Source organism: Streptomyces zaomyceticus, assembly GCF_014656215.1.
In the GTDB taxonomy this organism is placed as follows: Bacteria; Actinomycetota; Actinomycetes; order Streptomycetales; family Streptomycetaceae; genus Streptomyces; species Streptomyces zaomyceticus.
This window is the reverse complement of the sequence record NZ_BNBZ01000023.1, coordinates 91,351-106,526: the sequence shown is the minus strand read 5'-3', so window position 1 is coordinate 106,526 and position 15,176 is coordinate 91,351. Positions and strand designations below refer to the sequence as shown.

General features: G+C 72.9%; 14 protein-coding genes. 7 read left to right on the top strand and 7 right to left on the bottom strand.

What is annotated here, in order from left to right; all coding sequences use genetic code 11:
- Positions 1–86: 86 nt before the first annotated feature.
- Positions 87–965, bottom strand: a complete 879-nt coding sequence (locus IE311_RS26405) for a lytic polysaccharide monooxygenase auxiliary activity family 9 protein (protein ID WP_189834308.1) — start codon at positions 963–965, stop codon at positions 87–89.
- Positions 966–1,155: 190 nt separating this feature from the next.
- Positions 1,156–1,986 (bottom strand): lysozyme, encoded by an 831-nt coding sequence (locus IE311_RS26400; protein ID WP_189834307.1) that lies wholly within the window; start codon positions 1,984–1,986, stop codon positions 1,156–1,158.
- Positions 1,987–2,462: 476 nt separating this feature from the next.
- Here IE311_RS26400 and IE311_RS26395 point away from each other — a divergent pair, with 476 nt between their 5' ends.
- A complete protein-coding gene (locus tag IE311_RS26395; RefSeq protein WP_189834306.1) occupies positions 2,463–2,954 on the top strand; it encodes a MarR family winged helix-turn-helix transcriptional regulator in 492 nt (163 codons plus the stop codon).
- Here the strand turns inward: IE311_RS26395 and IE311_RS26390 are convergent.
- On the bottom strand, positions 2,938–3,735 hold the full coding sequence (locus IE311_RS26390; protein ID WP_189834305.1) for a protein phosphatase 2C domain-containing protein: 798 nt from the start codon (positions 3,733–3,735) through the stop codon (positions 2,938–2,940). The genes IE311_RS26395 and IE311_RS26390 overlap by 17 nt on opposite strands.
- Before the next feature lie 359 nt (positions 3,736–4,094).
- Between IE311_RS26390 and IE311_RS26385 the strand changes: the two genes are divergently transcribed.
- Genes IE311_RS26385 through IE311_RS26365 form a run of 5 tightly spaced genes read left to right on the top strand, consistent with a single transcriptional unit; the run spans position 4,095 to position 10,035 of the window.
- On the top strand, positions 4,095–7,160 hold the full coding sequence (locus tag IE311_RS26385; RefSeq protein ID WP_229902171.1) for a sensor histidine kinase: 3,066 nt from the start codon (positions 4,095–4,097) through the stop codon (positions 7,158–7,160).
- Complete coding sequence (locus IE311_RS26380; protein ID WP_189834303.1) at positions 7,157–7,648, top strand: roadblock/LC7 domain-containing protein; 492 nt, start codon at positions 7,157–7,159, stop codon at positions 7,646–7,648. The genes IE311_RS26385 and IE311_RS26380 overlap by 4 nt, the downstream gene beginning before the upstream one ends.
- Positions 7,645–8,067, top strand: coding sequence for a DUF742 domain-containing protein (locus IE311_RS26375; protein ID WP_189834302.1), 423 nt, complete (start codon positions 7,645–7,647; stop codon positions 8,065–8,067). The genes IE311_RS26380 and IE311_RS26375 overlap by 4 nt, the downstream gene beginning before the upstream one ends.
- Positions 8,048–8,770 (top strand): GTP-binding protein, encoded by a 723-nt coding sequence (locus tag IE311_RS26370; protein WP_189834301.1) that lies wholly within the window; start codon positions 8,048–8,050, stop codon positions 8,768–8,770. Before IE311_RS26375 ends, IE311_RS26370 begins: the two co-directional genes overlap by 20 nt.
- 29 nt (positions 8,771–8,799) lie before the next feature.
- Entirely contained in the window at positions 8,800–10,035 is a 1,236-nt protein-coding gene (locus IE311_RS26365) for a styrene monooxygenase/indole monooxygenase family protein (RefSeq protein ID WP_189834300.1), read from the top strand.
- A gap of 129 nt (positions 10,036–10,164) precedes the next feature.
- Here IE311_RS26365 and IE311_RS26360 read toward each other — a convergent pair whose 3' ends face one another.
- The 4 genes from IE311_RS26360 to IE311_RS26345 form a co-directional block, all read right to left on the bottom strand.
- Positions 10,165–11,640 (bottom strand): C40 family peptidase, encoded by a 1,476-nt coding sequence (locus tag IE311_RS26360; RefSeq protein ID WP_189834299.1) that lies wholly within the window; start codon positions 11,638–11,640, stop codon positions 10,165–10,167.
- A 74-nt stretch (positions 11,641–11,714) separates the two neighbouring features.
- A complete protein-coding gene (locus IE311_RS26355) occupies positions 11,715–12,023 on the bottom strand; it encodes a hypothetical protein (protein ID WP_189834298.1) in 309 nt (102 codons plus the stop codon).
- A 56-nt stretch (positions 12,024–12,079) separates the two neighbouring features.
- Positions 12,080–12,802, bottom strand: a complete 723-nt coding sequence (locus IE311_RS26350; RefSeq protein ID WP_189834297.1) for a TetR/AcrR family transcriptional regulator — start codon at positions 12,800–12,802, stop codon at positions 12,080–12,082.
- 95 nt (positions 12,803–12,897) lie between these two features.
- Positions 12,898–13,833: an AurF N-oxygenase family protein gene (locus IE311_RS26345; RefSeq protein WP_189834296.1), complete on the bottom strand. Its 936-nt coding sequence runs from the start codon at positions 13,831–13,833 to the stop codon at positions 12,898–12,900.
- 203 nt (positions 13,834–14,036) lie between these two features.
- Here IE311_RS26345 and IE311_RS26340 point away from each other — a divergent pair, with 203 nt between their 5' ends.
- Positions 14,037–15,146 carry a ferritin-like domain-containing protein gene (locus IE311_RS26340; protein WP_189834295.1) on the top strand — a complete coding sequence of 370 codons (1,110 nt, stop codon included), beginning with the start codon at positions 14,037–14,039 and terminating at the stop codon, positions 15,144–15,146.
- Positions 15,147–15,176 lie beyond the last annotated feature (30 nt).

Genomic DNA, 15,176 nt, shown 5'->3' with positions numbered 1-15,176 from the left:
GGGTTCCCGGGCGCCGGACGAGCCGGACGGGTCTGCGGCCGGACGGCCTGGTGCGACGCGGCCGGGCAGGATCCGGAAGGGACCGCCTAGGAGGCGGACGAGTTCCGGCGGCGGCCCAGGAGCAGGGTGCCCGCGGCGAAGGTGGCGAGGGCGCCCGCGCCCGCGAGGGCCATGGGGAGCGGCGAGGTGGGGGTCGCGGTGGTCTCCGCGGAGAGGGCCGGCGCCTGCTCGTCGCCGCCGTGGCCCGCGTGGCTCACGGTCGAGAGGTCGGCGCCCGCCGCGATCTTCGCCTCGGTCGGGGCCTTGGCCGTGGACGCCTGCGCGGCCGTACCGCCGAAGGTGACGTCCGAGCAGCTGTAGAAGGCCTCGGGGCTGTCGTTGCGCTGCCACACCTTGTAGACGATGTGGCGGCCGGTACGGGCGGGGAGGTTGCCCGTGAAGTTGTAGTAGCCGTCGGTGGCGGTGCGGGTGGTGTTGTGGACGGCGACGGGGGTCGCGTCCAGGTCCGACCACTTCAGCGGCTGCGTGGGGTCGAAGCCCTGCTTGGTGATGTAGACGGTCATGGTGCCGGAGTGGGCGGCCGTCACCCGGACCTTGAAGTCGAAGGAGCCCGCGGCGACCGCGGTCGCCGGCCAGTCGGTGCGCGCCCAGTCCAGGGCACGGTACTTCTCGCGGTTCGCCGAGCAGAGCTTGCCGTCCGGGATGAGGGCCTGGTGCTGCCCGGCGGCGTTGGCGATGTTGACCTCGTTCCAGTCGTAGAGCGGCTGGGTGCCGGAGTCGGCGACGAGGTCCTTGCACACCTGTGACTTGGGGGTCTCGGGGCCCTCCGCGTAACACGCGGCGACGCGGCTCACGGGGTTGAAGACGGCTCCGTGGGCACCGGCGGTGCCGGGGGTGAGGGCGACGAACGCCGCGGCGGCGGACAGGGCGGCGACACCGGCGGCGGTGCGACGGGTGGACTGCATGGGGGGGCTCTCTCTCGTGCGTGGGGGAGGACGGACGAGCAACGCGCGCTGAGCACACGGAAGTTGAATCCCGGGCGATCGCCGTAGAGCCTCGCATTGGTCCATACCAATAGGCAAGGGGGTGGGCCGGAAAAGCCGAAGCGGCCCCCGGGGTGCCGCACACCCGGGAGCCGTCGTACGTGCGGGAACGTCAGCCGTTGGCGAGCGCCTGCACCCGCGAGAGGTCGCCGTTGAAGTGGTTGTGGTCGCCGACCGTCGGGCCGGAGGAGGTGTACTGCCACATCGTGTAGTACTGCCAGCCGGCCGGGAGTTCGCCCACCGAAGCGGCGTACCGCGCGATCCACAGCGGGTTGGTCGCGGCGAAGGCGGATGAGTTGCCGGTGCACTGGGTCCACCAGCTGGTCGCCGTGTAGATGACGGCGTCCCGCCCGGTGCGCGCCTTGTAGCGGTTCACGAAGTCGCGGATCCAGGCCACCATCCCGGCCTGGGTCTTGCCGTAGCAGGTGGCGCCGTACGGGTTCCACTCGATGTCGAGCACCCCCGGCAGGGTCCGGCCGTCCTTCGACCAGCCGCCGCCGTTGTTTACGAAGTAGTCGGCCTGGGCCGCACCGGTCGTCGTGTCGGGGGTCGCGAAGTGGTACGTGCCCCGGATCATGCCGACGTTGTACGAGCCGGTGTACTGCTGGTTGAAGTAGGTGTTCTTGTAGTACGTGCCCTCCGTCGCCTTGACGTAGGCCCACTTGACTCCGCTGTTCCACAGCGTGGACCAGGCCACGTTCCCCTGGTGGCTGGAGACGTCCACACCTTCCGTCTGGACGGCCTGGACCGAGACGCCGCCGGGGGAGGAGCCCTGGCCGTCGTGCGCGAGAACCCCCATGCCCATGCTGGCGGTGCCCCGCGCGGGCACCTTCCGGACGCCCGGGTCCTGGACGGCTCCGGCGTGCCCGGCGAGGGGGAGGAGGAGGGCCAGTGCCGCGAGGGCGGCACCGGCGAGGGTCGTTCCGGATCTGTGCACACGCATTGCGTGCCTCCGAAAGGCTCGGTGGGGGGAGCGATGTCGACAGTCCTGGTGTGGACATGTCAGCGCTGACGCCGGGGACGACGCTACGCACGTAGACCCGGTGGGCGGAAGGGGGTCCGGATGCCGCCGTTGGTCTACTCCTGCGAAATACTGAAGGAGCTGCGGCGATGGCCTCGGCCGGAAGAAACTTTCAGCGGCCGGAAAGCCGTCGGGAGGTCGCCGGAGGACGTGTGGGAGGTGCTGACGTGCGCGGAAGCGGTACGGGAAGTGAAGGCCGGGTCCCCCGGGCCGCCGGCGAGGGCCGGGGCGTCCCTCCCGCCGGGGCGGTGGGGCCGGGCGTCCCGCCCGGAGCGGCCGGACCGGATGTCCCCGCCGCCGGGGGCGGACCGGACGTCCCGCCCGCCGGGGGCGCACCGGATGTCCGGGCCGCCGAGCGTGCACCTGGCGTCCCGGCCGCCGTGGGGGCCGGACCGGACGTGCCGGCCGTCACGGGCGGGCAGGCCGCCCCGGCAGGGCAGGGCGCCCCGGCCGGCGGGGTCGACCGGGAGTTCCTCGCACTGGAGCGGGAGCTCGCCGTGTTCCTGCGGCGCGCCCGCGCCCAGTCCGGCGAGATGGCCCGTGAGGTCCACCCCGAGCTGGAACCCGCCGCCTACGGGCTCTTCGTCCGGCTCGACGACGCCGGCCCCCAGCGGGCCACCGAACTCGCCGGGTACTTCGGGGTCGGCAAGGCCACCATGAGCCGGCAGCTCCGGGCCCTGGAGGACCTCGGGCTCGTCGCCCGCGACCCCGACCCCGCCGACGGACGCGCCTCGCTGGTCCGGCTCACCGAGGAGGGCCGCAACCGCTTCCGGCACGTACGGGACGCCCGGCGCGAGCGGTACGTCCGCAAGCTCGCCGACTGGGACCGCGCCGAGGTCGCCGAACTCGCCCGCCTCCTCAACCACTTCAACGTCAGGTCCGAGGGCTGAGCAGCTCCACGTAGGCCGCCGAGGCGTCGTCGTGCAGCTTCCAGCGGCGCGCCCCGCCCGCCTGTTCGTCCGCCGCCTCCAGCGCCCGCACCCGGTGCAGCAGGCCCGGCGCTCCCTCCTCGCGCAGGACCGTGAGGCAGTCCGTCCAGTCGCCCTCGGCGAACAGCTCGACCCAGCGGCTCGCCCCGTCCGTGAGCGCGGCCAGGGACCGTACCTCCGCCCGCGGGGTCGTTCCGGTCACCGCCCGCGCCGCGACCGCCGGGTCGGCCGCCGCCGTGAAGAAGCCGCCCTCCCGGTTCCGCAGCCGGTCCGTCGCCGCCAGGGACCGCAGGATCTCGTCCGGCACCCGGTCGAGCCGGTCGTCGAGGACGGCCCGCACCTCCCCGTCCGGAGACTCCAGGAGAAGGACGGAGTCGGAGAGGACGAGGTGCTCGACCGAGGTCTCGTCCCAGCGGGCGAGCACCACGGTCGCCTGAGGCGTACGCACGTGAGAAAGGTCACAGGTGTCGCGGTGGGCGTCCGCGGTGCGCCGGATTGCCAGCGACAGGATCCCGGACAGGGGCATGTCCGGCCGGGAAGCGGACAGTTCGGTCAAAGCCCCACCGAGCCGCGCGGTGAACCACGGCACGCCGTGCACACAACCGTCATCACCGGCGGGCGGTGTGACGCCGTCGAGGAGGACGACGGCTCCCCCGCCGCCCGGAGCGGGCGGAGTGGCGGCCACCCAGTCCTCGTTGGGGCGTTCGGGGCTGCCGGGGAGTGAGGCGACATCGCTGCGCATGGCAACCAGTGTGCCCGGCCCGCCACACTCCTTCACCGGACCTGCAAATGAGGGGAAAAGGCCTGTACCAAACCGGCCGGGGCCGCGAGGGAGGCGGAACTACCACTTCCGTGGAGCTGCGGGCGGGCATCCTGCCAAAGCCCGCCCGGAAGATCCAACCGGGGGCCCTCCGGGACCCCCGGAGGCCGCCCGGAGAAGTTGTTCGCCAACTCATGAGTGTTGTTCACTCGTTCGGGTGGCGGAGCGGCCGATGCGCGCCCCCTTCCCAGAAGCGCTGGAATGGTCGGAAGCCGTACCAGGGGTGGGGGCGCTCCATGTGACCGGCCGTCACCTCTGCTTTGTGGGCGGACGAGTCAAGAATGCGAGCACCGGTGCAGATGAAGCGGCCTCGGAGCAAGAACGGCACGCGGAGCCAGACCCCCGGTGCAGCGCCGACCCCGGACGGCGCCGTGACCGCGCCCACCGCGCAGGCGCACCCCCAGGCCACGGCCCAGCCCCAGCCTCCCGCCGGACGCCCCAAGCGCGTCCGCAACCGGCTGGTCGCCGGCGTCGCCCTCGTCGGCATCACGGTCCTCGCCGCCGGAGCCCCCGCGATCCTCGCCGCCTCCGCCGACCTCACGGACTCCCAGCGCCTGGTCACCCTCGCCGAACTCGACCGGCAGGCCGTCACCCTGGCCCACTCCCTCGCCGACGAGCGCGACGAGGTCGTCGCCTACATCGCCGCGGGCCGTGACAACCAGAGCGGCGACGCCAAGAACAAGCGCCAGGTCACCAGCACCCGTTCCACCCGGGTCGACCGGCAGATAGACGAGATCCGCCCCGGCGCCTCCGCCGAGCTCCGCCGCGACCTCGCGGGCGTCCCCTCCGTCCGCCGTACCGCCCTCACGGGCAAGGGAACGGCCCTGGAGGCCCACCGGGCGTACTCGGAGGTCATCACCAAGCTCCAGGCACTCGCCGACGAACTGGCCGACAAGACCCCGGCCCGCGCCTCCGACGCCGCGCTCACCGAGGCCACCCGTGCCCCCGCCGCCCTCGGCCGGGCCGTCGAGCAGGCCTCCGCCGCCCGCGGTCTGCTCCTCGCCGCGCTCTCCGTGCACCAGCCCGAGCCCACCGGGGAAGTCCACTACGACCCCGAGACCGGCACCTACGTCCCCGACGTGCCCGAGGGCGCCGCCGAGGCAGACCGGGCCCGCGACGCCCTCACCGCCGCCGCCCAGCAGGCCCGGGTCCGCGAGCTCGCCGCTCTCGGCGACTTCGACCAGGCCGCGGGCTCCGCCGCCCGCGACTCCCTCGCGGCCACCGTGGCGGGCCCCGACGTCAAGAGCGCCGAGCGTTCGCTCGCCTCCCTCACCGACCAGCCCCGGCTGACGGAGACCGAGCGCGAGACCGACCCGGCCGGCCTGGAGTCCGCCCTCTCCGCCCGCATCGAGCAGATGCGCGGCGTCGAGTCCGCCCTCGCCACCGAGCGGGTCGAACGGCTCGGCGCGCTCCGCGACGACGACGTCACCGCCCTCGAACTGCGGATCGCGTTCCTCGGCGGCTGTCTGATCGTCGCGATCGGCATCTCCACCTACGTCGCCCGGACCCTCACCCGGCCGCTCGCCGTCCTGCGCATCGGCGCCGCCCGGCTCGCCGCCGCGCAGGAGCCGGAAGCGGAGCCGGTCCGCTTCACCGGCCGCAACGACGAGTTCGCCCAGGTCGTCCGCTCCCTCAACACCCTGCACGGCAAGCTCTCCGGGCTCGCCGCCCGGACCGAGCGCCTCACCGACGACCGGGCCGACCTGGCCGCCGCCAAGGAGTCCCTCGGCGCCGAGCTCGCCACCCAGCGGGCCGAACTCCAGGGCAGGGTCGCGCTCCTCACCGCCGACCTGGAACGGCTCAGGAGCACCGTCCACCACACCTTCGTCAACCTCTCGCTGCGCAGCCTCGGGCTCGTCGAGCGGCAGCTCGGCGTCATCGAGAAGCTGGAGGAGCGCGAGCAGGACCCGGACCGCCTCGCGACCCTCTTCAAGCTCGACCACATGGCGACCGTCATGCGCCGCCACAGCGAGAACCTCCTCGTCCTCGCCGGCCACGAGCACGTCCACGGCCACGCGGGGCCGGTCCCGCTCGTCGACGTCCTGCGCGCCGCCGTCAGCGAGATCGAGCGGTACGAGCGGGTCACCATCCAGTCGCTGCCGCCGCACGCCCAGATCGCCGGCTTCGCCGCGGACGACCTGAGCCACCTGATCGCGGAACTCCTGGAGAACGCCACCTCCTTCTCGCCGCCCGACGCCGAGGTCCAGCTCTCCGGCTGGCTCCTGGAGACCGGCGAGGTGATGCTCTCCGTCCAGGACGCGGGCATCGGCATGACCGCCTCCCGGCTCGCCGAGCTCAACGCGCGCCTGGCCGAGGCCGATCCGGCCGCTTTCGAGGGCGAGGGGCTCGGCATGCGCGTCATCGCGCTGCTCGCCGCCCGCCACGGCGTCCGCGTCGAGCTGCGGGAGCAGAAGCCGGGTGGCACGGCGGCCGTGGTGGTCCTGCCGGAACCCCTGCTTCCGACCTCCCCGCCGACCTCCGTGTCGGAGCCCGTACGGGTGTCGGGCGGCGCCCCCGCGATCCAGCTGCCCGGCTCGGTCGCGGAGGCCAACTCCAACACGCTGCAGTCCCGGAACCGCGACCCGCTCGCGGACCCGGGGATCGACCCCCTGGTGGAGGCGGCGGAGCGGGCGTTCCTGGCGGCGGAGGTGAACGCGGCGAAGGAGCAGCGGGAGCCGGCCCCGGACGTGACGCCCGCACCCGCACCGGAGCAGGCACCCGCCGCGGAGCCGTCCGCGGAGCTCCCGCACGAGCCGGAGCCCGCGTACGAGCCCGAGCCCGGGTACGAGCCGACGGAGCCTTCGGCGTACGAGCCCGCGCCCGCGTACGAAGAGCCCCCGGCCCTCGGCGAGTCCGTCTCCGAGACCACGCTCCAGGTCCGGCTGCCCGACCCGCCGCCGGAGCCGGACGCCCACGAGCGCGCCGTCGACGTGGCCGCAGACCCCGCGCCGCACGCCGGACCCCGGCAGGCGGAGCCCGTACACGCGGAACCCGTACACACGGAACCCGAGCCGCACCGCACGGAGCCCACGGCCCCGTCCGTCCAGGAGCCGGTCCCCGACCAGCCGGTTCCCGGGCCGCGTTCCGCACAGTGGGAGCGGGTCACCGACAAGGGCCTGCCCAAGCGCACCCCGCAGGTGGTCCGTCCCGCCGGCGCCGCCGCCACCCCCCGTCAGGGCGGCGTGGACGCGGAGGCCCTGCGCCGCCGCCTCGGCGGCTTCCACCAGGGCGCCAAGGCCGGGCGCCGCGACGTGGAGGCGGAGTTGGACACGGCTCAGATAGAAGCCGGCAGTACCGCACGTACAGAGGAGATGACGGGGGACACAGTCGAGGAGGCACGCAGTTGACTGCGACGGGAACGTTCGGACTGAGCACGGAAGCCCGCAACCTGCAATGGCTGCTGGGGAATCTGGTGGAGGAGGTGCCCGGCGTCCGCTCGGTCGCCGTCGTCTCCTCCGACGGCCTGATGCTGCTCTCGTCCGACCCGGCCGCCCAGCAGAGCACGACGGTCGCCGCCGAAGCCGGCCGTCCCGACGGGCCACGCGGCTCCAGCGCCGATCTGGCCACCATCGTCTCCGGGATCGGCAGCCTGACCATCGGCGCCGCCCGGCTGATGGACGGTGGCGGGGTCAAGCAGACGATGGTGGCGATGGAGGAGGGCAGCGTCTTCGTGATGTCGATCAGCGACGGTTCGCTGCTCGGCGTGCACGCCACGCCCGACTGCGACATGAGCGTCGTCGCGTACCACATGGCGCTCTTCGTGGGCCGCGCCGGTCACGTACTCACCCCCGAAGTCCGCAGCGAGCTGCGCAAATCGTTGGAGAGCACCCAGTGACGTCTGTTTCCCCGGGGTTCCACGCCCACCGGCTGCCGATACGGGGAGACGGGCGCCGCCCCGCACGCGTGCGCCCCTACTCGCTGACCGGCGGGCGCACCCGCTTCGGCCATGTCCTGCTCGTCGAGACCTTCGTGGCGGCGCTGGAAGCGCCCGTCGTGCGCAAGGTCCTGACGGACGGCGGGCCCGGCGCCCGCGGCTTGATGCCGGAGATGCGGGCCATCGTCGAGATCTGCCGCCGGATGCGGACGGTCGCGGAGATCTCGGCGCTTCTGAAGATGCCGTTGGGGGTCGTCCGGGTCCTGCTCAGTGACCTGGCCGACCAGGGAAAGATCCGTGTGTACGGGACCGGTCACGGCACCGGCCAGCCCGACCGCGCGCTCCTCGAAAGGGTGCTGAGTGGACTCCGTCGTCTCTGACGCCTCCGCCGTCTCCGATTCACCGGCGGTGACGGGCATTCCCGCACAGCCCCAGGCTCCCGAGGTCGATCTCTTCCAACGGGATACCGACGGCGCGAACGCCTCCGCCCCGGACGCCGAGGACGGCGCCCAGGACTGGCAGCTCGACCACACCCGTGCCCCGATAGCCACGAAGATCGTCGTCGCGGGCGGCTTCGGCGTGGGCAAGACCACCTTCGTCCGCGCCGTCTCGGAGATCACTCCGCTCCAGACGGAGGCGCTGATGACCCGGGCGAGCGAGGAGACGGACGACCTCACCGCCACGCCGGACAAGCTCACCACCACGGTGGCGATGGACTTCGGCCGGATCACGCTCGACAACGACCTGGTGCTGTACGTCTTCGGTACGCCGGGACAGCAGCGCTTCTGGTTCATGTGGGACGACCTGGTGCGCGGGGCGATCGGCGCGATCGTGCTCGCCGACACCCGGCGGCTCACGGACTGCTTCCCGGCGCTCGACTACTTCGAGAGCTGCGGACTGCCGTACATCGTGGCCGTCAACCACTTCGAGGGCACCGAGCTGTTCGAGGCGGACGACGTCAGGGAGGCTCTGACCGTGCCCTCGCACGTGCCCGTGGTGATCATGGACGCGCGCAAGCGGTACAGCGTGGTCGAGAGCCTGCTCGCGATGGTCGCGCACGCCCTCGAAGCCACCCCCGAATAGTCCTCCCCGTCACGCCAGGAGCACCACCCATGCGGAAGATACTCATAGTCGGCGCCGGCCAGTCCGGTCTGCAGCTCGCTCTCGGACTCCAGTCGCAGGGGTACGAGGTCACCCTCATGTCGAACCGGACGGCGGACGAGATCCGGTCCGGCCGGGTCATGTCCACCCAGTGCATGTTCGACACCGCGCTCCAGCACGAGCGGGACCTCGGCCTCAACTTCTGGGAGTCCCAGGCCCCGAGGATCGAGGGCCTCGGCGTCTCCGTCGCCGCCCCGGACGGCGGCCGGGCGATCGACTGGGTCGGGAAGCTCGACGGGTACGCGCAGTCCGTCGACCAGCGGGTGAAGATGGCCGGCTGGATGGAGACCTTCGCCCAGCGCGGCGGCCAGCTGGTGATACACGGCGCCGCGGTGAGCGACCTGGACTACTTCTCCCGCAGCTACGACCTGGTGCTGGTGGCGGCGGGCAAGGGCGAGCTGGTCTCCATGTTCGGCCGGGACGCCTCCCGTTCGCCGTACGACGCGCCGCAGCGCGCGCTGGCCGTCGCGTACGTCCACGGTCTCGGCCCGCGCCCCGAGCACCCGGACTTCGACGCGGTCCGCTGCAACCTGGTCCCGGGCGTCGGCGAACTCTTCGTGATGCCGACCCTGACGACGGGCGGCCGCGCCGACATCCTCTTCTGGGAGGGTGTTCCCGGCGGCCCGCTCGACGCCTTCCAGGGCGTCAAGGACCCGGCGGAGCACCTGTCGCTGACCCTGGAGCTGATGGAGAAGTTCACGCCCTGGGAGTACGCGCGCGCCACCAGGGTCGAACTGACCGACGCGGGCGGCACGCTGGCCGGCCGGTACGCGCCGACGGTCCGCAACCCGATCGGCCGGCTGCCCGGCGGCGGTCTGGTCCTCGGCGTCGCCGACGTGGTCGTCGCCAACGACCCGATCACCGGCCAGGGCTCCAACTCGGCGTCGAAGTGCGCCGCCGCGTACCTGGCGGCGATCGTCGAGCACGGCGACCGGCCGTTCGACGAGGAGTGGATGCAGTCCGCCTTCGACCGCTACTGGAACACGGCCCAGCACGTCACCAAGTGGACCAACGCGATGCTGGGCGTCCCGCCGGAGCACGTCCTGAACCTGCTCGGCGCCGCGGGCGAGCTCCAGCCGGTGGCCGACCGCTTCGCGAACGGCTTCAACGACCCGTCGGACTTCGAGAACTTCTTCTTCGACCCGGAGAAGACGTCCGCGTACCTGGCCGAGGTCGCGGGCGGCTGACGGCCGAGGCACACGGCCGGCTGCCCGAGGGCGGCCGGCCCCCGTTCCAGGCGCCGCCACCGCCCTCTCGTCGGCGACGGCCGGACATGGGCATGGGCGTGGGCACGGGCATGGGCATGGACGCGCGGTTCAGCCGCGGTCGTAGCCCTCGTCCCCGCCGTCCCTCGCCCCCGCCGGAAGCTCCGGCGGGGTGTACGAGGCCAGCGCGGTCCCGCCCGGATCCGGGCGCACCGCCCCGAGCAGCGGGTTCGCCGCGATCGGCGAGACCTTCACCTTCCCGCCCGGCCGCGGCGCCTGCACCACCAGACCCTCGCCGAGATAGACGGCCACATGCGTCGCGCCCGGGAAGTAGACCACCAGGTCCCCGGGGCGCAGCTCGGACAGGGACACCCGGGGAAGCGTCGCCCACTGCTCCTGGCTGGTCCGCGGCACCTCACGGCCCGCCGCCGCCCACGCCCGCTGGGTGAGACCCGAGCAGTCGTACGTCTCCGGACCCTCCGCCCCCCACTCGTACGGCTTGCCGATCTGTTCCACCGCGAACCGCAGCGCCTCCGCGCCCGCCGGGGACGGGGTGTGCCGGTCGTCCAGGACCCCGGAGTCGAGCAGTTCGCGCTGGGCGCCCGCCGTCTGCTCCCGCTCCAGCTCGGTGAGCCGGGCCACCTGGTCGGGGGAGAGGGAGGCGAGCAGCTTCTCCACCTCCGCGAGCCGGGCGCGCACCTCGTCGCGCCGGGTGCGCTGCGTGGCGGCGAGGGTCTGCTGCCGGTCGAGCGCCTTGCGGGAGGCGCTCGCCAGCGCCCCGGCCCGCCGCTCGGCCCCTTCGAGCCGTGACACGGCCGAGGCCCGCTCACGGGAGGCACGGGCCATCAGATGCCCCTGGTCCAGGGCCGACCGGGGGTCCGGCGCGAACAGCAGCCGCAGGTAGGAGGAGAACTCGGACCTGCCCTGGTACTGGTCGCGGGCGATCCGGCCGGCCGCGGCACGGCCCTGGGCCAGGGCGGTACGGGCGGCGGTGAGCCGGGCGGTCACCTTCTTGGTGTCGGTGGTCTGGAGCTTCAACGCCTCCTCGGCGGCGTTGAACCGCTCGGTCGCCTCCTCGGCCTGCTGGTAGAGCGTCCGCAACCGGGTCAGCAGGGCGGAGACGGAGTCCCCACCGGGGGGAGGGAGAGCGGCGGCGTCGTCGTCCGGGACGGCGGCGGGGGGAGCGGGGGTGGTGGGGGTTCCGGGGACGGTCGGGTCCGTCTCGGGGGCGAGAGGGGCGGTGGGACGCGGGGCGGTCGCGTCCGCCCCTGGGCCGAGAGGATCGGTCGGGTCGGTCGGACCGGCTGGGCTTGCGGGATCTGTCGTGTCTGCCGTGTCCACCGGATCGGCCGTGCCCGCCGTGTCCGCCGGATCAGCAGGGGCTTCCGTCGCCCCCGCCCCCGTCCCCGCCTCCGGGTCGACCGGGCCCACCGGCTCGGCCGCGGGGTCCGCCCAGGCGATCGGCGCCTCCACCGGGGGGTCGGCCGGCGGTTCCGGCGCGGACCCGCCCGCCGGGACGGGCCCCGCGAGTGCCGTCACCGCGGCGAGCGCCCCCGTGCAGACCGTACGCAGCAGTCGTCGCGACACGTCACCACCTCCACGGGGATGATGACGCCTCACTTCATCTGATTACCGTACGAATAGGGGCGCGCCCGGTGGCCTCACCCGTTCGGCTCAGCATCCTTGGACGGCGGAGCCGCGGGGGCGCTCGGTCGCGACCACGGCCACCTCAGCTCCCGGCGCTCGCGGCCCTCGGGCGCGTACTGGTAGACCCAGCCCCGCTGGAGCCCCAGCCGCTTGCTGTAGCCCGCGGGCTCGCGCCGGTACGTGTACAGGGTCGGCGGGCGACCGTCGTGGGCCGGGACCGGGACCTCGTACCACTTCGGCGGATGGCCGGTCGGGCCGAGCAGGATCGGCAGGACCCGGCCGTCGAGGGGGCCGCCACGGAAGGGGGTGTTCTCGCTTCTCACCCCACCAGTCTCCCCTCCGCCCCCTCCGGTCCGCCCGCCCGCCGGGCTCCCGCCCCTCAGAGCAGATGGGCCGCCTCGCCCACCACCGGGATCACCCGGCGGGCCAGCCTCGCCACCGGGCCTTCGGACGTCTCCTGGGCGAGGAGCCGCCCGACGACCCGAGCCGTCTCCTCGTCGCTCGCCGTGGTCGCCGCGAGCAGGGCGACGAGATGGTCGACGAGCCACTCCCGCAGCTCCCGGGCCGGGGGCCGCTTGTCCTCGTCCAGCCAGATGAGGGAGGCCGCCTCCACGGCGGCGATCCAGGTCCTGACCAGCATGCCGAGCCGGGGGCCCGGACGCTCCACCCCCAGGTGGACGAGGATCTGCTCGGCGGCGGCCCGCCGCACCTCGTCGACGATGGCGGTGGTCCGGGACGTCTCGGCGACGCTGCCGCCCCGCAGCAGGGCGCTGAACCCCGCGTCGTGCTCGTCGACGAAGGCCAGGTAGCGGTCGAGGACCCGGCCGAGCCGCTCCGTGGGCGGACCGGCCGGCGGCTCGGTGAAGCAGTGGTTCAGGGCGTTTGCGGAGGAGCGGAGGGCGGCCTCGTACAGCTGCTGCTTGCCGCCGGGGAAGTAGCGGTAGACGAGCGGGCGCGAGACACCGGCCGCCTCGGCGACGTCGTCGAGCGAGACGTCCTCGGGCGACCTGTGGGCGAAGAGCTCCTGGGCGGCTTCGAGGAGCTGCCCGCGCCGCTCCTCGACACTGAGCCTGCGGTACGCGGGAGTGACGGCACCTGTCATGCCCGCAGCGTAGCCCCGCCCCCCTGCGGAGCGGTCGGCATCGTCCGAAGGACCCCTGCCGCGGGCGGTCGTGCCGCCCGGGCGGGGGCGGCGGCTCAGGCCAGCAGGCCCGACGACCTCCACAGCCGTCGCCCCACTCCCCGCAGCACCCCGATGTCGTCGAGGAAGTCCGTCAGACGGCCCGCGCCGGAGCGCATGATCTCCTGCCGGTGTCCGCTCGCCTTCACCTGCGCCACCGCCTCGCGCCGGTCGAGGCCCACCGCCTCGTACACCCGGGGGTTGACGAAGCAGGTGGAGAAGACCCGCGCGGCCTCCCCGCAGCTGAGCCGGGTGAACTCCTGCTCCCAGCGGGGAGCCGTCGCCATCTGGCGGCGCAGCTCCTCGCGGGCGTAGCGCACATGACGCGCCTCCTCGACGACATGGATGCGGGTCACCCCGCGGACGAGGGTCTGCACCCGCTCGTCCGGGAAGGTCAGCCGCTGCATCCAGTCGAGGATCTCCTCGCCGAGCAGGGTGGCGGCGAAGGAACCGGGGGTGGTGGAGACGGTCTTCAGCAGGCGCGCGAGGTTGTGGTAGAGCTTCGGCACCGGGTACGCGGGGGTGCCGCCCTGCCGGATCAGCCGGGCGAACATCATCGAGTGCCGGCACTCGTCCGCTATCTCGGTGAGCGCGTAGCGGACGTGATGGCTGGTCAGCGACTTGTCGTAGATGTGCCGGACGAGCAGCTGCATCAGGATGATCTCGAACCAGATGCCGAGCGAGGCGAGCGAGGCGGCCTCGTGCCGCGAAAGCGCGATCCGCTGCTCCTCGGACATCCCGCGCCACAGCGGGGTGTCGTAGAGGGAGAGCAGCTCGGGCGGCCAGAACCACTTGCCGTCCTCGAAGGGCGCCTCCCAGTCGAGCTCGGTGTCCGGGTCGTAGGAGTGCCTTCGGGAGGACTCCAGGAGGCGTTCGGCGACCTGTTCCCGGTCGCGCAGCGGCCCCAGGGCGTCCCGGAGGAGGCTGAAGTCGGGCTCGGTGAAGGGGGTCATGGTCGCGCACCTCACTGTGCTCGCCGTTGTCGCGTTACCTTCGGTCACCTCTTATCGGACTGCCCGTCAGTAGTGTCGTCAATCCCCTGCGCACGACTTGTTGACGATCCGTCTACCACCGTGTGAGCCTGGCCGAAGGACTCGCAAGGCCCGCACCACAGCAGCGCACCACGGGAAAGGCCCGACCCCCCAAGGAGGCGTCAGTGTCGACGCGCGACCTGTACACCACGGCCCCGTCCAGCCCGAGCTGGCAGGTCCCCGCCACCGGCGCCGCCCGCTTCTCCTGGGAGTACGAGGATGGCCGCGAGCGCCTCCTCGCCCTCTACCAGAAGGGCAAGGACAAACAGTGGGACGGCGCCACCCGGATCGACTGGGACCTGGAGGTCGACCCGTACGACCCGCTCGGCACCCCCGACGAGGTCCTGACCCTCCACGGCACCCGCCACTGGGCGAAGATGACCGAGAAGGACAAGGGCGACCTGCGCCGGCACTACTCCGCCTGGCAGTTCAGCCAGTTCCTCCACGGCGAGCAGGGCGCCATGATCTGCGCCGCCCGGATCGTCGAGTCCGTGCCCGACCTGGACGCCAAGTTCTACTCGGCCACCCAGACCATGGACGAGGCACGGCACGCCGAGATCTACGGCCGCTTCCTCCACGAGAAGATCGGCATGCTCTATCCGATCAACGACAACCTGCGGGGCCTGCTCGACGACACCCTGCGCGACTCCCGCTGGGACATGCCCTACCTCGGCATGCAGGTCCTCATCGAGGGGCTGGCCCTCGCCGCGTTCGGCATGATCCGCGACACCACCGACAAGCCCCTGCCCAAGCAGATCCTCGCGTACGTGATGCAGGACGAGGCCCGTCACGTGGCCTTCGGCCGGATGGCCCTGCGCGACTACTACAAGCAGCTGTCCGACGCCGAACTCCGCGAGCGCGAGGAGTTCGTCATCGAGGGCTGCCATCTGATGCGCGACCGGCTGCGCGGCGTCGAGGTCCTGGAGAACTTCGGCATCCCGCGGAAGGAGGCCGAGGAGCTGAGCGAGCAGAGCGAGTTCCTGCACCTCTTCCGCAAGCTGCTCTTCAGCCGGATCGTCCCCTGCGTGAAGGACATCGGCCTCTGGGGCGAGCGCCTCCAGAAGGCCTATGTCGACATGGGCGTCTTCGACCTCGGCGACTCCAACCTCGACCTGCTGATGACCCAGGACGAGGAGATCGCGGAACGGCTCGACGCGGAGCGCTTCGCACAGGAGGAACGGGCCAGGGTGACGGAGGTGGCGGACGCGATCGCGGAGGGGGCGGCGGGGGAGTAGGCGGGGAGCGGGCGGGCCGGGGGAGGGCGC